Genomic DNA, 17,769 nt, shown 5'->3' with positions numbered 1-17,769 from the left:
CGATCCTCGCAATCGCAGCGACCATGCGAAAGATCATCATAACCCTCAACGCAAGGCTCAGAGACAATCAAAACCATCAGAGTTGATGACGCGAACAGGATTTGGCGCGAAGCGGCTGCTACCGCCGCAAAACGGCGTTCAGCACGTCGCGTATGCCGATCGAGCCGACGAAGCGCGACTGCTCGTCGAACAGCGCCACCGGTGCGGTCTGCGAGCGGTGCATGGCCAGCATCACGGTCTTCAACGAGGTGCCGGGCGTGGCCCAGAACACCTGCGAGCCGCCTTCCGGCAGCCGCTCCACATCGGTGCACGACACCCAGTCGGCCGGCTGGCCGTTGCGCTCGGCGGCGACCACAAGGTCCTGATCGTCCAGCTTGAAGCGGGTGGTGGCGCGCCGGTCGAGCCAGACCCACCCGTCCGTGTCGTGTTCCAGCTCGTTCTTCATGCGCATCACGTTCCACGCCGTCAGCACCGACAGCGGGTTCACGTTGGCGATGAAGTCGCGCACATATTCGTTGGCGGGCTGGAGCACGATGTCCTCCGGCGCGCCGGTCTGCACGATGCGCCCGCCTTCCATGATGGTGATGCTGGTGCCGATCTTCAGCGCCTCCTCCAGATCGTGGGAGACGAAGATGATGGTCTTCTTCAGCTTCTCCTGGAGCTGGAGCAGCTCGTCCTGAAGCTTGGTGCGGATCAGCGGATCGAGCGCCGAGAACGGCTCGTCCATCAGAAGGATCGGCGCCTCGGTGGCGAAGGCGCGCGCCAACCCCACGCGCTGCTGCATGCCACCGGACAGTTCATGCGCATATTTCTTCGCCCACTGGTCGAGCCCGACCAGCTTGAGCTGGCGCGCGACGCGCTCGCGCCGCTCCGCGTCGGGCACGCCGGCGAGTTCCAGCCCGAAGCCGACATTCTCCTCCACCGTGCGCCAGGGCAGCAGGCCGAACTGCTGGAACACCATGGCCACCTGTTTCTGGCGCAGGCGGCGCAAGGTGGCGTCGTCGCAGGTGACGACATCGACCATGCGGTCCCCGTCATGCACCATGACCCCGCCCCGGCTGACGACGTTCAGCCGGTTGACGGCGCGCAGCAGCGTGGACTTTCCCGAGCCCGAAAGCCCCATCAGAACCGATATGTCGCCTTCCTTGACGGTGAGATTGGCGCCCGCGCAGCCGAGCACGGCGCCGGTCTCCGCCAGGATCTGGTCGCGCGAGGCGCCCTTGTCGATCATTTCGAGGGCGCGCCTGGTATCCTTGCCGAAGACGATATCGACGTTGCGGAAATCGACGGCGATGGTCATCGGGCGGCTCCTGTCCTGACGCGGCTCATGCGGTCGAGAATGATGGCCACGATGACGATGGCGAGGCCGGCTTCGAGGCCAAGCGGAATGTTGACCGAGTTCAGGGCCCGCACCACCGGCTTGCCGAGGCCGTTGGCGCCGATCAGGGCGGCGATCACCACCATCGACAGGGACAGCATGATGCACTGCGTCAGCCCGGCCATGATGGTGGGCAAGGCCGCCGGAAGCTCCACCTTCCACAGGAGCTGGCGCCTGGTGGCGCCGAACGCCTCGCCTGCCTCGATCATCGGCTTCGGCACCGAGGTGATGCCGAGATAGGTAAGGCGGATGGGCGCCGGCGAGGCGAAGATGACGGTGACGATGAGGCCCGGCGCGATGCCGAGGCCGAACAGGATGAGCACCGGGATCAGATAGACGAAGGTCGGCATGGTCTGCATCAGGTCGAGGATGGGTTGCAGGATGCGGTAGCCGCGTTCGTTGTGCGCCGCCCAGATACCGACCGGCACGCCTATGGCCATGGAGGCGGCGGTGGCGCCGACCACAAGGACCAGCGTCTCCACCGTGTCCTTCCACAGGCCCTGGTTGATGATGAAGCCAAGGCCGAGCGCCACGGCCAGCGCCAGCTTCCACGAGCGTTGCAGCCACCAGGCGAGCGCGGCGATCAAAAGCACCACGATCACCGGCGGCACCCACAGAAGCAGGTCGATGAGCCCTTGCAGGACCCAGGTCACGCCGTCGGCGATCGCATCGAAGAACCACTCGAAATTGGTGGTGAGGAAGGTGAAGAACGACCTGCCCCACTGCCCGATTGGAATCTTGAAACTGGCGATCAATGCCGAGACCGGATCCATTGCGTCCCTCTCGTTTCTGTCTGCGAAGGCGCCGCGATCTTCCGGATTGGCACGTCGCGCTTCGGGTCTTCATTGCCATGCACCGGAAGATACCGAAAACCGGAGTCCACTTTCGGCCCGATGCCCCGGAACGTTTCCGCCCTACGTCGAAATGCGGAAACGCCCCTGCCTCCCGCAATTGCGGACAGGGCGACGGCGGCCGACCGCCCGGGATCGTCCGCCATCGCCGTCCGATATGCGGCCTGCCGCGTTCAAAGGCCCAGGGCCGACTTCACCGCAGCGGAGGCATCGCCTCCGTCGAACGTGGTCACGCCCTCCAACCAGGGGGTGATGGTGTCGGGATTGGCCTTGAGCCATGCGGTGGCAGCCGCCTTGGGCTCGGCGCCGTCATTGAGGATCGCGCCCATGATCTCGTTCTCCATCTCCAGCGAGAAGACGAGGTTCTTCAGGAAGGCGCCCATGTTCGGACATTCGGTGGTGTAGCCCGCCCGCACATTGGTGAGCACCGTGGCGCCGCCATAGTTCGGCCCGAACACATCGTCCCCGCCCTCCAGATATTTCATGTCGATATTGGCGTTCATCGGGTGCGGCTCCCAGCCGAGGAACACCATGTCCTGCTTGGAAGGCACAGCCTTCTGCACGGCGGCGAGCATGCCCGCCTCGGAGCTTTCCACCAGTTCGAAGCCGCCGAGGTCGAACTTGTTGTCGGCGATCATGTCGAGGATTAGCCGGTTGCCGTCATTGCCGGCTTCGATGCCGTAGATCTTGTTGCCGAGCTTGTCCTTGAACTTGGCGATGTCCTGGAAGCTCTTCAGTCCCGCCTCATAGGTGTAGGTGGGCACGGCCAGCGTGTATTTCGCGCCTTCGAGGTTGGTCACCACGTTCTCGACCGAGCCGTCCTCCAGATAGGGCTTGATGTCGGCCTCCATGGTCGGCATCCAGTTGCCGAGGAAGACGTCAATGTCCTTGCTCTTGAGCGAGGTATAGGTGACGGGCACCGACAGGACCTGCACGTCGGTCTGGTAGCCGAGCGCCTCCAGCACCACCGAGGCGGTGGCGGTGGTTGCGGTGATGTCGGTCCAGCCGACATCGGCGAAGCGGACGGTCTTGCAGCTTTCCGGTTCCGCGGCGAGCGCACCCGTGCTGACGGCCGCCGTCAAGGCGAGCGAAACCGCGATTGATTTCAAGCTGGGCATTGCCTTCTCCCATTTCTGGCTTGCATGCGGCGCCGGAAGGCCCGCGGTTATGATTTATTCAAGCCAAACATTATTCTCGTTTGCATTCAAGCACTAACACATTGCCGCTAACGCCGCTCTTTGGCCGATCCACGACATGCATCGCCACCGGCACGGGAGCGCGGCGGGGCCGCGCCGCACACGCGCTTTCCACACAACCGGCAATAAATCGGCAGAAATGTTCACAATTGCCGATTTCATCCTATATAGAAGCAATCCGCCGGGATGTTGCGCGGCATCGTGCCCGCCGGATTTTATCCGATCCCATCCGTTTCAACATCTACAGAAAGAAGGAAGTTCATTGCAGGTTCTTGTTCGTGACAACAATGTCGACCAGGCCCTCCGGGTCCTCAAAAAGAAATTGCAGCGCGAAGGCATTTTCCGCGAGATGAAGGCGCGCCGCGCCTATGAGAAACCTTCCGAGCGTCGCGGCCGTGAAAAGGCCGAAGCCGTGCGCCGTTCGCGCAAGGCGGCCCGCAAGCTCGCCATTCGCGAAGGCCTGATTGCCGGCCCGGCCAAGAAGCCGCGCCCGCAGGCCCGCCCGGCCCGACCCGCCGCCGCCTCGTAGAGCGCCGTGCGCCCGTTCGGACGCACAATGGGCGCTCTACCACTTTGATTGAGCATCGGAATAACCCGAAAACCGCGTACGCTTTTCGGTCCGATGCTTCAGGCGCAAAGCGGTCATAACCGTCCGTTCTCGCCCGCCTCGCGCCAGCCGCAGGCGGGCGTTTTCATGCGCGTGCCCTTCGGCTTCACGGCGCAAGGCCCTGTTTTTTCGTGGAATCGGCCGCCTTGCGCCTTTCCATGGGAAAGGCCCCTGCCTATATTCGCCGCTCGCAAAACGCGAATGCACCTTTCAACGCCGGAGGGCCGAATGGCGACACTGCAGAATTTCGACGCCGAGATTGCGAAGACGAAGCAGGCCGTCGAGGACATGCGTTCGCGCATCGAGCAGTCCGGCTCCGTGCTCGAGACGCTGGCCCAGGCCGACAAGACCATCGGCGACGCCAATTTCGACATCGAGAACGCCCGCATCCAGGACGTGCTCAGCCAGCAGAAGGTGATGGAGGCCAACATCGCCGACCTCATCATCGGGCTGGAGGACGCCACCAACGTCTTCGGCACCGAGTTCGAGAGCATGAAGAACTACTCGGGCTGGGAAAAATTCATCGGCATCTTCTCGCGCCAGCGCCAGCAGCGCATGCGCTCGGAGCGCGTGCGCAACATGTCGCTGGCCGGCAATCTGCAGGAACTGCTGACCAAGTCGGACACCATCGTCGGCATCCTGAAGGCGCAGCGTGAAGTGCTCGACCAGCGCTACAAGACCTCGGAAGCCAGCCTGTCCACGGTGATCGAGCGCCGCAAGGCGACCATCGAGAACCTCACCGCCACGCAAAAGCGCATCGAGGAGCTGAACCCGCTGCTGCTCGACATCGAGAACCGCATCGCCGCCTCCACCAACCAGACCGAGCGCACGGAACTGGAAGGCGACCGCTCGAAGCTGGCGACCGAATACAACGAGAAGCAGGCCAAGGAACAGGAACTGCTGGCCGAGAGCCAGACGCTGGAGCGCTACACCTCCATGTTCCAGACCTTCGTCGATTCGCTCAACAACCAGATCGCGGCGCAGGCGACGCTGATCAACAAGCTGACCATCGATACCGAGCAGCGCATCGTGCTCTACAAGGCGCTGGAGGATTCGCTGAAGACGGCCGCCCAGCAGGACGTCGCCCACAAGATCAACACGCTGGGCTCCCGCGTCGACACCACGGCCGAGGAGACCATGGCCGGCATCGGGGCTGCGGCGCAGAAGCACATCGGCGACCTGCTCGAACTGCACGAGAAGAACATGGTGGCGACGGCCGACATCCAGCGCCGCAAGAAGCTGGCCGACGACGCCTTCGCCCGCCGCTTCGATGACGTGCTGCGCAAGCACAATGCCGCGGACTATGTGAAGGCATAGGGCGGAACAAAGGCATAGGACAGGGCCTTACATGAACGCCGAGACCGACGCCGCCGCACGCTATTTCTCCTCCATCGCGGCGGCACTGAACGGGCTGGAGGTGTTCCTGCGCGATGATCGCTCGCCGCTCTACCGGCACGACATCATCGCTTCCGTGGTGGCCGAATATATCGCCCGGCTGGAAAAATCCTTTTCCTGCTGGCGCAACCGGCTGGGCTTCCAGGAGAGCTTCCGCATCTCGCGCGCCGAAAGCGGCTTTCCCGTGTTCCAGAACGTGCTGGAACTGGAGAACGACCGCCGCCAGGCCGAGGCGCGGCTCGCCACCATCCCGCAGGCCAACGAGCTGCGGCAGGAGATGGCCGATTTCATCCTGCGCAACAAGGAATTCCCGGAAGCGTTGCAGCGCTCCATGGCCGAGCGCCTCTATCTGGAGGATGTGGACAGCAAGGAGACCTTCGGGCCGTTCACGCTCGCCCAGACCGTCAAGGTCTCGGTGAACCCGAAATCCGGCCTGCCCTATTATCTCGTCCATTGGGCAAGCTTCGACGGCGCCGCCAACCTTCCGCTGGTCTACATGGCGACGGTGGAGGATTCCTCCGAGCCGATGGTGCGGCAACTGGTCGACAAGAACCGCAAGCTGAACGGCAAGGTGGAAATCCCCCTGCCCGTCGATGGCCTGCTCAACCCCGAACTGGCGCATCGGTTCGACGATTTCACCGAACGCAACTCGGCCTATTCGCTGTCGCCGATCACCATCGCCAGCAATCTCGACAAGGATTTCGAGACGCTGCACCCCAAACAATTGCGCCGCGTGGTGCTGGGACCGTTCTATTCGGCCGGCATCACCGAGAACAACTCCATCGTCAACGAGGTGCTGGAGCGGGTGCGCAAGCCGGACAATGCCTGGCTGCTGACCTGGACGGTGCAGGAGGTGTTTTCCAAGGGCGAGAAGCCGGGCCGTCGCGGGCTGTTCTCCAGCTCCAAGACGACGCAGGAATTCCACATCGACACGGACGATCTCGAAGCCACGCGCCAGGGCGTATCGGCCTACGAGAACCATGCGCTGGTGCCGCACGAGGCCTATCAAGCGCTCTACGCCGCCGGCGAGACGCAGAAGATCTTCGCGGGCTACAAGGTGCACATTCTGTCCAACGGGCAGGTGATCAGCGATGTCTAAAGCAATCTTGTCCAGCGTCGGCGCTGCCCCTCATCCGCCTGCCGGCACCTTCTCCCCGCAAGCGGGAAGAAGGAGGTTGTCCGCAACGCTGAAATCCCCCTCTCCCCGTTCACGGGGAGAGGGTAAGGGTGAGGGGCCATGCCTGCGCATCAAACGACGGGGAACGCTATGGACACCGGCCTGACCGCCATTCCCGAAGCAACCATCGAGAAGCACCGCGCCACGGCGCAGAGCTTCATCACCCGCATCGTGGTGCTGGAGGACCCGGCCCATGCCGGCGGCACCGCGCTGGCCGGCACCAACCGCCGCTTCGTCTCCACCGTCTCGACCGGTTCGGTGCGCCGCACCCGCGAGGTGGAACTGGCAAAGACTGTCGGCGCGGTCCACCCCGACGACCAGTTGCTGTCCATTCCCCAGCACACGCTGCTCTATCGGGCTCGGCGCGGCATCGCGGTGGCGCTGGCCATTGCCGAAGTGTTCGCGCAAGGCACCGACCTCGAAGGCCTGCAAGCCCAGAATGCCCGCTCGCCCCTGCAGGGCGACGATGCCGCCCACTTCAAGAAGCTCTTGTCGTCCTCCGCCTACATCGCGGCGTTCAGCTTCGCCGCCTATCTCTACCAGTTGATCGACAGCGACGGCGAGGCCCCGAACGACATCGCCGAGCCCGATTTCCTGTTCGATTCGCCGCAGGATGCGGTGAAGTCGATCGTGGCCGGGCTCGACCGGGCGCTCACCGGCGCGAAGGACGACGCCGACCTGATGACGCGCGCCCGCTCTTTCGCCCGTGTCGCCATCGACGGGCTCCTGCAACGCAAGGGTCGGCTGGACGGCGCGCTCGGGCCGTTCGAGAGCAGTCACATCCGCATCGATGCCGACGATTTCACCCTCGACGGTTTCGACGTGGCTCCCGGCAAGCGCGCCAAGCCGCTGGTCATGACCTTCAAGAAGCCGGAGGAAGTGGTCGGCAACCACATCGCCAAATACCAGTCGGTCAAGCTCGCCAAGATGCTGATGGCCTATGATTTCGACCGGGAACTGAACCCGTTCGTCGAACTGGGCGGCTTCCTGTTCACCTTCATCGGCGACGGCGCGCCCGGCACCGGCAAGACGACCCTGATCCAGATGATCGCCGGCCTCGTCAACGATTATTGCCAGATCGCCGGCTACCCATTCATCTACGAGAATTTCGGCGTCGACCAGATCTCCTCCTATCAGGGCAAGTCCGGCCAGAACTGCCGCCAGTTCATCAACAACGTGCTCAACCCGCGCGCCATCGGCTTCGGCACCATCGACGACATCGATCAGGTGGCGGCCAGACGCTCCGACGACCGCGCCTCGGCCGGCCAGCAGGAGATCACCGGCGTTCTGATGGACGCCTTCGCGGGCGCGGCCACCGTCGTGCGCGGCAACTGCTCCTTCGGCATGTTCTCCAACTATCCCGAGAATGTCGACGACGCGCTGCGCCAGCGGGCCGGCGCGCGCTGGCTGGTGGACGGGCCGCAGACGCGCGCGGATTACATTGACATCTTCGTGCTACTCGCTGGAAAGAATCACAAAATCCCGCTGGGCGAGCATGAGCTTTACGCCGCGCAGGAAATCCAGCGCGCAATTGCGGAAGCCTATGAGGGCCATGCCCGGCCGCAGGAAGACGGGCTCGCCCGGGTCTATGAGCGCTACCTGAAGGAGAACGGCGAGCCGAAGACGCTGGCCGACATCGGCGACTACCTGCACCGCATCAAGGAGGCCGAACCCCGCTTCACCGGCCGCGCCATCAAGAACGTCACCGACGCGATCAAGATGCGCGCCATGGACATCGAACTGCCGGACGAGTGGTTCGAGAAGCCCGAGACCTTCATGCACAAGCCCTACGATGACAAGAAGGCCATGATCGAGGACCTGCGCGGGCCGTTCTCGCTCGACATGGTGATGCAGGAGATCAACCGCTACGCCGATTCCGAATTCCGCTACGCTGACAAGTCCGACGACGCGGCGGTGGACAAGCTCCTGCGCGACGCCCGCCTGCGCGAACGCGCCGCCCGCGAGATGGAGGAACTGAAAAAGAAGGGGCTGTGGAATGCCTAGAGGAATTCCGCCAGCCGAAGAGTTTGCCAACGTCGAAGCCCCCCTCTCCCCGTTCTTCACGGGGAGAGGGTAAGGGTGAGGGGCATCGTCATGCGCGGCCCCAATGGCTTGCGAACCGAGCGCGCCCGCTCGCTGCGCAAGACCGATAATGACGCTGAACGCGCTTTGTGGTCCGATCTGAAGGGCCGCCGGCTTGCAGGCGCAAAATTCACCCGCCAGCTTCCCATCGGCCCGTATTTCGCCGACTTTGTCTGCCGGGAGAGCCGTCTTGTGGTCGAACTGGACGGCAGCCAGCACGCCGGCAGCGAATACCACCGGCTGCGGGGCAATTTCCTGGTCCATGAAGGATGGTCAGTGCTGCGATTCTGGAACACCGATGCGCTTTTGCAACGGGACGCCGTACTCGATACCATCCTCGCGGCGCTGGAGCGAAGGCTTGATCCGGTTGTTACCGCGAACCTGCGCTTCATCGCCGCTCCGAATTACCGGGAGACCGCATCGTGACAAGTAGCGTCGCCCCTCACCTGCATCTTCAACATGCCCCTCACCCTTACCCTCTCCCCGCATGCGGGGAGAGGGGTTCGTCCGCGTTGACACTCCTCTTTCTACGCGGGTGGGGAAAGACGAAGAGGCAAAGCTGATGCCCTCCCGCTTCCCCCTGCTGCGCGACAGCGCGCTGATCTACGGCCGCCTGCTGACGGTGGACGAGCCGCATCTGATCGAGCGCTACAACAAGGCGCTGAAGGCGTTCGGCCTGCCGCCCACCGACCTGCAATCCTTCGAGATCGACCGCACCGGCTTCTCGCCGCAGATCGCCGAGGAGCTGGGCGACCTGTCCTATCTCGACCCCAACGGCGTCAATCGGCGCTTCATCATCCTCACGCCGGCGCAGATCGACCTGCCCGTGGTTCACACCGCGTTTTCAAACACTTCGCAACTGATGTTCGAGTTCATGAGCCGCAACCAGCGGGCCATCAACGCGCTCACCATCAAGGACGTGATCTACGGCGAGATCGACGATTCGGTCTCCATGGTCGAGGACATCGAGGACCTGCTGTCGATCAACCAGGTGGAGTTCCGCGTGCTGTCGGCAGAGGACGTGCTCGGCAAGGCGGCGGAACTCGGCAAGCTGGTCGACCGGCTGAAGCAGGAGCCCGACGCCTGGCGCGACGACGACATGCTCAACCGCATGGTCGAGCTTGCCAAGGTGTGCGGCGACATCCGAGAGAACGCGCTGGTGCCCGACCAGGTGATCTTCCGCCACAACGCCTACTGGACCAGCCATTTCGGCGGCCTCTACGTGTTCATCGACCGGGATACGACCACGGTGATCTGCGATCCGTCCGCGCCGGGCTTCCGCCGTTCGCGGCCATGGCAGGTCAGCTATCTTTCGATCTTCGATGCCGACCGCGTGTTCCGCTTCCTTGCCGAGACCGGCCGCCTGGAACTGCCGCGTGCCTCCTGGATCGAATCTTCCGGCTATCTGGAACACCGGGCCGAGATGGTTGTGCGCGACCTGATCCGCAAGGCCGAGCCCGACCGCAACCTGTCGAACGTGGACAAGGTCTGGCTCCAGACCTGGATCCACAACAATGCCGAGCGCATCAACAAGGATGGCAATTTTCCTTTCCTCAACGCCGCCAAGCGCGAGATCAACCAACTCGGCCAGTTGCGCATTGACGAGGTGCCGCCGAACCAGCGCTTCCTCGTGGTGCGGGCAAGGCCCGGCCATCCCGACGCATGGCTCACCAACCGCCTGATCTCGGATTTCGTGCCCTCGGACTTCGTGTCGCGCTACGTCTTCAACAAGCAGGGCTTCTATGCCGATTATGAGGACTTCACCCAGAACTGGCGCGCCCACGTCGTTGACGTGCTGAAAACCGCATATCTCAAGGACAAGGCCGCCTTCCGCGCCCGCCTCTACGGCCTGACCGACTGATCCTTGAAGCGCGCCGAGGCGCTCAATCGCTCCATCTCCCCAATCCTTCCAGCCGGTTCTTGACCTGGATCAAGGCCCTGTGCCCGCAGCGGGCGACACTACCCGAAACACCAACCAGATGGAGAGAATCCATGTTGAGGGTATTGCTCACGGCCAGCCTCGCGGCCATGTCATCGGCGGCCTTCGCCGCCGATGACACCGCCTTGCGCGAGGAGGCGCTCGGCATTTTCGAGCCGTTGCCGAAAACCGCTCCGGAACTTCCGGGCAACAAGATCACGCCCGAGAAGATCGAGCTCGGCAAGATGCTGTTCTTCGATCCGCGCCTGTCGGCCTCGGGGGTCTTCTCCTGCTATTCCTGCCACAATCTGGCGACCGGCGGCGACGACAATCTCGAAACCTCGATCGGCCATGGCTGGCAGAAGGGGCCGCGCAACTCCCCCACCGTCTTCAACTCGGTGTTCAACATCGCCCAGTTCTGGGACGGCCGCGCCGAAGACCTGAAGGAGCAGGCCAAGGGCCCGATCCAGGCCAGCGTCGAAATGGCCAACACGCCCGACCAGGTGATCGCCACGCTGAATTCGATGCCGGGCTATGTCGACGGCTTCGGCAAGGCATTTCCCGACGACAGCGACAAGGTCAGCTTCGACAACCTGGCCAAGGCGATCGAAGCCTTTGAGACGACGCTGAACACGCCCGCCCCCTTCGATGCCTTCCTCGAGGGCGATGACGATGCCCTGACCTCCGACCAGAAGCTCGGCCTGGCCCTGTTCATGGACAAGGGCTGCGCCGCCTGCCACAGCGGCGTCAATGTCGGCGGCAACGGCTACTATCCGTTCGGCCTGATCGAAAAGCCGGGCGCCGAGATCCTGCCGGAAGGCGACAAGGGTCGCTTCGAAGTGACCCAGACCGTCGACGATTCCTATGTCTTCCGGGCTTCGCCGCTGCGCAACGTGGCGCTGACCGCACCCTATTTCCACACCGGCAAGGTGTGGAACCTGAAGACCGCGGTGCAGATCATGGCGGATTCGCAGCTCGGCGAGGAACTGACCGACACCGAGGCCGATCAGATCGTCGCCTTCCTGGAATCGCTGACCGGAACGCCGCCGGCGGTCACCGTGCCGGTGCTGCCTTCCGAGACCGGCACGACCCCGCGTCCGGACGGCAACATACGCTGAGCGTGCGCCGCCCGGTCACGGCCGGTCGATCACAGCGCTGGAGCGTCCTTCGCGTATGCGGAACGACGCGCGGCGCTCCCGTGCCCACCGCTGTCCGCAACCGGTGCCGCGCGTCCGCGAGGGCGCGCGGCATCTGCATTCCGCTACCATGTTGTCGAGACTGCCAAAAACGCATATCTGTCCATATGCGGTACGCGTGATCGAGTGCGCCACAGGGGCTCCAGATGCTGGTTTTCTTACCGACGGTTGCGTCAAATCAGGAAGATGGGGCGCTTCCGCGGTTGTGGGACAAGCCGAACACTCCAGGGCAGAAAGTGACGCAGCATGCTTGATCCGATCGTGAACTTCATCACCCGGATTTTCCAGTGGATCGGCCGGGGCATCGGCTTTCTCGTCGGCATCGTCCTGTGGCCGTTCATGTGGGTCGGGCGCTGGTATGGCCAGCGTGGCCTGATCCTGAAGGCGGTTGTGGGCGCGATCCTGGCCATCATCGTGGTCATGTACGGCTACTTCTTCTACGTCACCCAGTTCTGGACCGGCTTCAACCCGGACTACCCGGCCTCCCTCGCCCAGGCGCGCGAGAGCACCGGGGCCGGCGACCCCGTCACGCCGGACGCCATTTCCGCCACCGTCGCCGGCGAACCCGAGCCGACCTGCAAGCCTTCCGCCATTGCCGGCACCTCCGCCGACCTGATCGACTTCAACGTCAACCAGAACGCCTGGATTTCCTCCATGGTGCTGTCCAAGCTCGGCCTGTTCGGCATCGAGTGGCGCAACACCCCTTTCTTCGACAACAAGGCGGCCTTCCAGCTCGGCATCAACCAGGTCATGCGCCGCACCACCACCGAGCTGGTCGACACGCTCGGCCGCGTGCGCGGCACCTCGCAGATCGACCAGAACCTGCAGAATGCCCGCACCAACCTGGCCTGGAGCGAGACCGCCTGGTACATCGGCTGGCGTGGCCCTACCCGCCCGACCCCCAGCGTCTACCGCGAGGCCATCACCAATCTGCGCAATTTCAACACCAGCCTCGAGAGGTGCCAGGCCACCTTCGACGCCCGCGCCGACAACCTGATGCAGTTCCTCGACCGCATCGCCGGCGACATCGGCTCGACTTCGGACATCCTGCGCCAGCGCATCGAGGTTTCCGACGCCGGCTGGTTCGACCTGCGCGCCGACGACCGCTTCTGGTTCGCCTACGGCCAGCTCTATGCCTATTACGGCATTCTCGTCGCCACCCGCTCGGACTTCGCCGCCATCATCGCGGAGCGCAACCTGACGGCGCTGTGGACGCGCATGGAAGGCCAGTTGCGCGCCTCGCTCAACGTGCAACCCTGGATCATCTCCAACGGCAACGAATCCAGCGCCTTCTTCCCCTCGCACCTGGCAACGATGGGCTTCAACCTGTTGCAGGTGCGCTCCAACATCGTCGAGCTGCGGTCCGTCCTCGACCGGTGACGCCGGCGGGGCGTCCGCGCCCTGTCGTTTTTTGTTTATTGCACGCCTGTTTTGGAACGGCGAAGCATGTTCCTGACGGGTTCTATCCATGCTCCGGGCAGCCGCCTGCGGTGACCAGTCGAAAACAGGAACGCACAATGGCCGAGATCAAGAGCGACATTCAGATTGCCCGCGCGGCGCGCAAGCAGCCGATCCAGGAGGTTGGGGGCAAGATCGGGATTCCGTCGGAGCATTTGTTGCCCTACGGCCACGACAAGGCGAAGGTTTCGGCCGAGTTCATCAAGTCGGTGCAGGGCAAGGCGGACGGCAAGCTGGTCCTGGTCACCGCCATCAACCCGACGCCGGCCGGCGAGGGCAAGACGACGACGACGGTGGGGCTGGGCGACGGGCTCAACCGCATCGGCAAGAAGGCGATCATCTGCATCCGCGAGGCCTCGCTGGGTCCGAACTTCGGCATGAAGGGCGGGGCGGCCGGCGGCGGCTATGCGCAGGTGGTGCCGATGGACGACATGAACCTGCACTTCACCGGCGACTTCCACGCCATCACCTCGGCCCACAACCTTCTGTCGGCGCTGATCGACAACCACATCTACTGGGGCAACGAGCTGGGCATCGACACCCGCCGGGTGGCGTGGCGGCGGGTCATGGACATGAACGACCGGGCGCTGCGCCAGATCGTGGTGTCGCTGGGCGGCGTCGCCAACGGCTATCCGCGCGAGGCCGGCTTCGACATCACCGTGGCCTCCGAGGTCATGGCCATCCTGTGCCTGGCGCGCGACCTGCAGGACCTTGAGAAGCGGCTGGGCGACATCATCATCGCCTACCGCCGCGACAAGAGCCCGGTCTTCGCCCGCGACCTCAAGGCGCACCGGCCGATGGCGGTGCTGCTCAAGGACGCCATCCAGCCCAACCTGGTGCAGACGCTGGAGAACAACCCCGCCTTCGTGCATGGCGGCCCCTTCGCCAACATCGCCCATGGCTGCAACTCGGTGATGGCGACCTCGACGGCGCTGAAGCTCGCCGACTATGTGGTGACGGAGGCCGGCTTCGGCGCCGACCTCGGCGCGGAGAAGTTCTTCGACATCAAGTGCCGCAAGGCGGGGCTGAAGCCGGCCGCGGCGGTCATCGTGGCCACGGTGCGGGCGCTGAAGATGAACGGCGGGGTCAAGAAGGAGGACCTCGGCGCCGAGAACATCGAGGCGGTGAGGAAGGGCTGCGCCAACCTTGGCCGCCACATCGAGAACGTCAAGCAGTTCGGGGTGCCGGCCATCGTGGCGATCAACCACTTCCACACCGACACCGAGGCCGAGATCCAGGCGGTGAAGGACTATGTCGCCACCATGGGCGAGGAAGCGGTGCTGTGCCAGCACTGGGCCCGGGGCTCGGCCGGCATCGAGGAGCTGGCGCACAAGGTGGTGGCGCTGGCCGAATCCGGCCGCTCGCAGTTCGCCCCGCTCTATGGCGACGAGCTTGGCCTGTTCGACAAGATCGACACCATCGTCAAGCGCATCTATCGCGGCTCGGAGGCGATCGCCGACAAGTCCGTGCGCGACCAGCTCCACCAGTGGGAAAGCCAAGGCTACGGCAACCTGCCGGTGTGCATGGCCAAGACGCAGTATTCGTTCTCGACCGACCCGAACCTGCGCGGCGCGCCGAGCGGCCACACCGTGCCGGTGCGCGAGGTGCGGCTGTCGGCCGGCGCCGGCTTCGTCGTGGCCATCTGCGGCGAGATCATGACCATGCCCGGCCTGCCCTCCAAACCCTCCTCCGAAAACATCTACCTCAACGAAAACGGCGATATCGAAGGCCTCAGCTGAGGCTTTCTCCCCGCGTCGGCATCTTGCGAGCCAGGGCAACCGGCTTCGGATGAAGGCGGCACATCAGACTGGCCGCCGGCGTCGCCGGCGCGCCCAACACGGCAAAGCCCCGGCGCCTTTCCCGGCACCGGGGCTTTTGTCATGCACCCGCAGGGGAAAACCGGAACTGCTTTTCTTGCCGATGCGGCCATGCCGGTCCAGCCCGGCTGGTGTGTCAATTTTCCCACACATTCGGTTTTGCTAAATAGTTGATTCAAAGACTCACCTTTTAATTCTTGACTTAGGAAATCATGTTTTCTAAACGCCTGAAATAAGGTGGGAACGGTCGGGCCTACCCCATTCTGACGAAAATCGCGGTGCGCCAACGGTGGGCATGGCTTGCCTGTCGGCACCCTTTTTTGCGCCCTGAAACGGAGAAGGAACTGGCATGAAGGTCTGGCGCTCACCCTCGGCTTTGATGGCATGCACGGCCATGGCCATGCTCTATGCCGCCGCCCCTGCCGCCGCCCAGGAGAGCAGCGCCCAGGAGCCGACGGTCCTGCAAACCATCACCGTGAAGGGCAAGAAGCAGAAGGCCGGGGCGGCAACCGACAGCCCGCTGACCACGACGGTCAATGCAACGGCCATAGAGGATAAGCAGGTCACCAGCATAGAAGACCTGGGGCGCAGCCTTGAACCCGGTGTCAATTTCAACCGCAACACCGGCGCGATCAATATCCGCGGCCTCGAAGGCAGCCGCGTGTTGACCACCATCGATGGAATTCCGGTTCCCTATCTCTACGATGTGACGCGCGGCGCCAGTGGCGGCGTCGACGCTTTCGATTTCTCCTCGCTGTCCGCCGTCGACGTCATGCGCGGCGCGGATTCGAGCCGCGCAGGTGCAGGCGCCCTCGGTGGCGTCCTCGGCCTGTCCACGCTCGAGCCGGAAGACCTCATCAGCAACGGCCGCGATTGGGGCGGAGTGCTGAAAAGCACCTATGACAGCTCCGACGACAGCATTGCCGGCTCGGTAGCCGTGGCCAAGCGGTTTGGCGGCACATCCGTCCTGTTCCAGGGGGGATACAAGCAGGGTAACGAGCGCGAAAACAATGGCACCGTCGAGGCTTATGGCCCGCTGAGGACGCTGCCCAACCCGTCCGACTACGACCAGCACAACCTCCTTTTCAAGCTTCGCCAGACGCTTGAGGGCGGCCACGTACTTGGCCTGACCGCAGAACGTTTCCGCAAGGATCGCGATACGGATGCCAGGACGAACCAGTCCCTGACCGGGAACTACCGGCCGGGCAACTACGATACTCACGAAGATTCCGCGCGCGACCGCATCTCGCTCGATTACTCCTATGACGGCAGTGCAGGCGTCTTGGATGGTGCCGTCGGCTCGCTCTACTGGATGAAGCAGGTCAGGAACAACGGCTATGCCGGCATAAGAACCACGACCGATCCGCTCGGCTTCATTTCCCGCGACAACGAGATGGATGAGGAGACCTTCGGGTTTATAGGTTCGGGGAGCAGGAGCTTCGACACGGGAGGCTTCAATCATCTGGTTTCGGCCGGCATTGACATCGCCTCCAGCACATCCGTGCAGTATTCATCCGGCGTGGACAACTGTCCGCCCTTCTATGGTCCCTTCCACCAGTGCAATTTCCTGCACACCAACCAGGCGGACACGCCGAAGGTGGACAGCAAGCGCTTCGGCTTCTTTATCGACGATGAAATCAGCATGGGCGACAGCCCCTTCTACGTGATGCCGGGCATCCGGTTCGACTGGCTCGAGCACTCGCCGAAGATGACGCCGGAGTTCGCGGACAATGCCACCGGCCCTGCACTGCCCCCGGGGTTCAGCGACGCCGGCGTGTCCCCCAAGCTCAGGCTGGGTTACAGGCCGCACGACAAGCTCGAATTCTTCGGCCAATGGGCGATGGCATTCCGCGCGCCGACAGCCGGCGAACTCTACAGCAGCTACGGCGGACCCGGCACCTATGTGCGCATCGGCAATCCCGACCTGGAAACCGAGACCAGCAACGGCTTTGAAATCGGCGCAAAACTCGGCGACCAGAATTTCGGCGGACGCGTCAATCTGTTCTACAACAAATACAAGAACTTCATCGAAGCCCGGAGCCTGACCGCCGATGAAGCCCTGGCGCTTGGATACGATCCGGCCAATTATCCATTCGGCATTACGGGCTCCATGAACATACCGAACGCCCGCATCTATGGCGCCGAGGCCTCGGTTCACAAGCGCTTCGACAACGGCTTCAGTGTCAGGGCCGGCCTTGCCTATGCCAGAGGCGACAACACCGATACCGGTGAATTCCTTCCTTCCGTGGCTCCGTTCAAGGGTGTCATAGGTCTCGCTTACGACACCGAAACCTGGGGGGTGGGTGTCGATTTCATTGGCGCTGCGAAGGCGCGGGGCACCACCATCACCTCTGGCACCTCGACCACCTACTTTGCCACCCCCGGCTATGGAATCGTGGACTTGAGCGCGTGGTGGGAACCCGAGCAGCTCAATGGCCTGAAGATCAATGCCGGGATTTTCAACGTTTTCGACAAGACCTACTATGACTATTCGAGCGTCCGGACAGGCGGCACCCAGCCGTCCGAGTTCTACTCCGAGCCCGGCCGGTCCTTCAAAATCTCGCTGACGCAGAGGTTCTGAGCGGGCATCGACAAGCAAAGGCGGCCCCGGTGCCGCCTTTGCTTTTTTCCTCCCGCCGCTTTTCCCTCTCACCAAAATCGAAACCGCTTGCCGGCCCATGCGAAGGCCGCTAT

13 protein-coding genes are annotated in these 17,769 nt (G+C 63.5%); 10 read left to right on the top strand and 3 right to left on the bottom strand.

Translation table 11 applies throughout. From position 1 onward, the window contains the following. Positions 1-118: 118 nt before the first annotated feature. From choV to ABID37_RS10245, 3 genes are all read right to left on the bottom strand, one after another. Positions 119-1,300, bottom strand: coding sequence for a choline ABC transporter ATP-binding protein (choV, locus tag ABID37_RS10255; protein ID WP_354194272.1), 1,182 nt, complete (start codon positions 1,298-1,300; stop codon positions 119-121). After that, entirely contained in the window at positions 1,297-2,151 is an 855-nt protein-coding gene (gene choW / locus ABID37_RS10250; protein ID WP_354194270.1) for a choline ABC transporter permease subunit, read from the bottom strand. The genes choV and choW overlap by 4 nt, the downstream gene beginning before the upstream one ends. 251 nt (positions 2,152-2,402) lie before the next feature. Then, positions 2,403-3,347 carry a choline ABC transporter substrate-binding protein gene (locus ABID37_RS10245; protein WP_354194268.1) on the bottom strand — a complete coding sequence of 315 codons (945 nt, stop codon included), beginning with the start codon at positions 3,345-3,347 and terminating at the stop codon, positions 2,403-2,405. Positions 3,348-3,687: 340 nt separating this feature from the next. Here ABID37_RS10245 and rpsU point away from each other — a divergent pair, with 340 nt between their 5' ends. The 10 genes from rpsU to ABID37_RS10195 all read left to right on the top strand — a co-directional run bounded on the left by rpsU (position 3,688) and on the right by ABID37_RS10195 (position 17,656). Next, on the top strand, positions 3,688-3,954 hold the full coding sequence (rpsU, locus tag ABID37_RS10240) for a 30S ribosomal protein S21 (RefSeq protein ID WP_354194302.1): 267 nt from the start codon (positions 3,688-3,690) through the stop codon (positions 3,952-3,954). Positions 3,955-4,260: 306 nt separating this feature from the next. Beyond that, complete coding sequence (locus tag ABID37_RS10235) at positions 4,261-5,349, top strand: hypothetical protein (RefSeq protein ID WP_354194266.1); 1,089 nt, start codon at positions 4,261-4,263, stop codon at positions 5,347-5,349. Positions 5,350-5,380: 31 nt separating this feature from the next. Then, on the top strand, positions 5,381-6,526 hold the full coding sequence (locus tag ABID37_RS10230; protein ID WP_354194264.1) for a hypothetical protein: 1,146 nt from the start codon (positions 5,381-5,383) through the stop codon (positions 6,524-6,526). Between the two features lie 168 nt (positions 6,527-6,694). Next, positions 6,695-8,608 (top strand): AAA family ATPase, encoded by a 1,914-nt coding sequence (locus tag ABID37_RS10225; RefSeq protein WP_354194262.1) that lies wholly within the window; start codon positions 6,695-6,697, stop codon positions 8,606-8,608. A 90-nt stretch (positions 8,609-8,698) separates the two neighbouring features. Then, positions 8,699-9,112, top strand: a complete 414-nt coding sequence (locus ABID37_RS10220; RefSeq protein ID WP_354194300.1) for an endonuclease domain-containing protein — start codon at positions 8,699-8,701, stop codon at positions 9,110-9,112. Between the two features lie 136 nt (positions 9,113-9,248). Further along, positions 9,249-10,547 (top strand): DUF6638 family protein, encoded by a 1,299-nt coding sequence (locus ABID37_RS10215; RefSeq protein ID WP_354194260.1) that lies wholly within the window; start codon positions 9,249-9,251, stop codon positions 10,545-10,547. Between the two features lie 131 nt (positions 10,548-10,678). Then, positions 10,679-11,722: a cytochrome-c peroxidase gene (locus ABID37_RS10210; protein ID WP_354194258.1), complete on the top strand. Its 1,044-nt coding sequence runs from the start codon at positions 10,679-10,681 to the stop codon at positions 11,720-11,722. A gap of 324 nt (positions 11,723-12,046) precedes the next feature. Continuing rightward, complete coding sequence (locus ABID37_RS10205) at positions 12,047-13,180, top strand: DUF2333 family protein (protein WP_354194256.1); 1,134 nt, start codon at positions 12,047-12,049, stop codon at positions 13,178-13,180. A gap of 137 nt (positions 13,181-13,317) precedes the next feature. Next, a complete protein-coding gene (locus tag ABID37_RS10200; protein ID WP_354194254.1) occupies positions 13,318-14,997 on the top strand; it encodes a formate--tetrahydrofolate ligase in 1,680 nt (559 codons plus the stop codon). 427 nt (positions 14,998-15,424) lie between these two features. Then, positions 15,425-17,656, top strand: coding sequence for a TonB-dependent hemoglobin/transferrin/lactoferrin family receptor (locus ABID37_RS10195; RefSeq protein ID WP_354194252.1), 2,232 nt, complete (start codon positions 15,425-15,427; stop codon positions 17,654-17,656). The last annotated feature ends 113 nt before the right edge of the window (positions 17,657-17,769 follow it).

This window comes from Aquamicrobium terrae (assembly GCF_040545735.1).
In the GTDB taxonomy this organism is placed as follows: domain Bacteria; phylum Pseudomonadota; class Alphaproteobacteria; order Rhizobiales; family Rhizobiaceae; genus Mesorhizobium; species Mesorhizobium terrae_A.
Note: the sequence above shows the minus strand (reverse complement) of the source record. Positions and strands in the feature narration are given on the sequence as shown.

What these genes read in the sequence shown, in the direction of transcription:
- choV (WP_354194272.1), bottom strand. Translation starts at nt 1,300, where the DNA reads ATGACCATCGCCGTCGATTTCCGCAACGTCGATATCGTCTTCGGCAAG.
- choW (WP_354194270.1), bottom strand. Translation starts at nt 2,151, where the DNA reads ATGGATCCGGTCTCGGCATTGATCGCCAGTTTCAAGATTCCAATCGGG.
- ABID37_RS10245 (WP_354194268.1), bottom strand. Translation starts at nt 3,347, where the DNA reads ATGCCCAGCTTGAAATCAATCGCGGTTTCGCTCGCCTTGACGGCGGCC.
- ABID37_RS10235 (WP_354194266.1), top strand. Translation starts at nt 4,261, where the DNA reads ATGGCGACACTGCAGAATTTCGACGCCGAGATTGCGAAGACGAAGCAG.
- ABID37_RS10230 (WP_354194264.1), top strand. Translation starts at nt 5,381, where the DNA reads ATGAACGCCGAGACCGACGCCGCCGCACGCTATTTCTCCTCCATCGCG.
- ABID37_RS10225 (WP_354194262.1), top strand. Translation starts at nt 6,695, where the DNA reads ATGGACACCGGCCTGACCGCCATTCCCGAAGCAACCATCGAGAAGCAC.
- ABID37_RS10220 (WP_354194300.1), top strand. Translation starts at nt 8,699, where the DNA reads ATGCGCGGCCCCAATGGCTTGCGAACCGAGCGCGCCCGCTCGCTGCGC.
- ABID37_RS10215 (WP_354194260.1), top strand. Translation starts at nt 9,249, where the DNA reads ATGCCCTCCCGCTTCCCCCTGCTGCGCGACAGCGCGCTGATCTACGGC.
- ABID37_RS10210 (WP_354194258.1), top strand. Translation starts at nt 10,679, where the DNA reads ATGTTGAGGGTATTGCTCACGGCCAGCCTCGCGGCCATGTCATCGGCG.
- ABID37_RS10205 (WP_354194256.1), top strand. Translation starts at nt 12,047, where the DNA reads ATGCTTGATCCGATCGTGAACTTCATCACCCGGATTTTCCAGTGGATC.
- ABID37_RS10200 (WP_354194254.1), top strand. Translation starts at nt 13,318, where the DNA reads ATGGCCGAGATCAAGAGCGACATTCAGATTGCCCGCGCGGCGCGCAAG.
- ABID37_RS10195 (WP_354194252.1), top strand. Translation starts at nt 15,425, where the DNA reads ATGAAGGTCTGGCGCTCACCCTCGGCTTTGATGGCATGCACGGCCATG.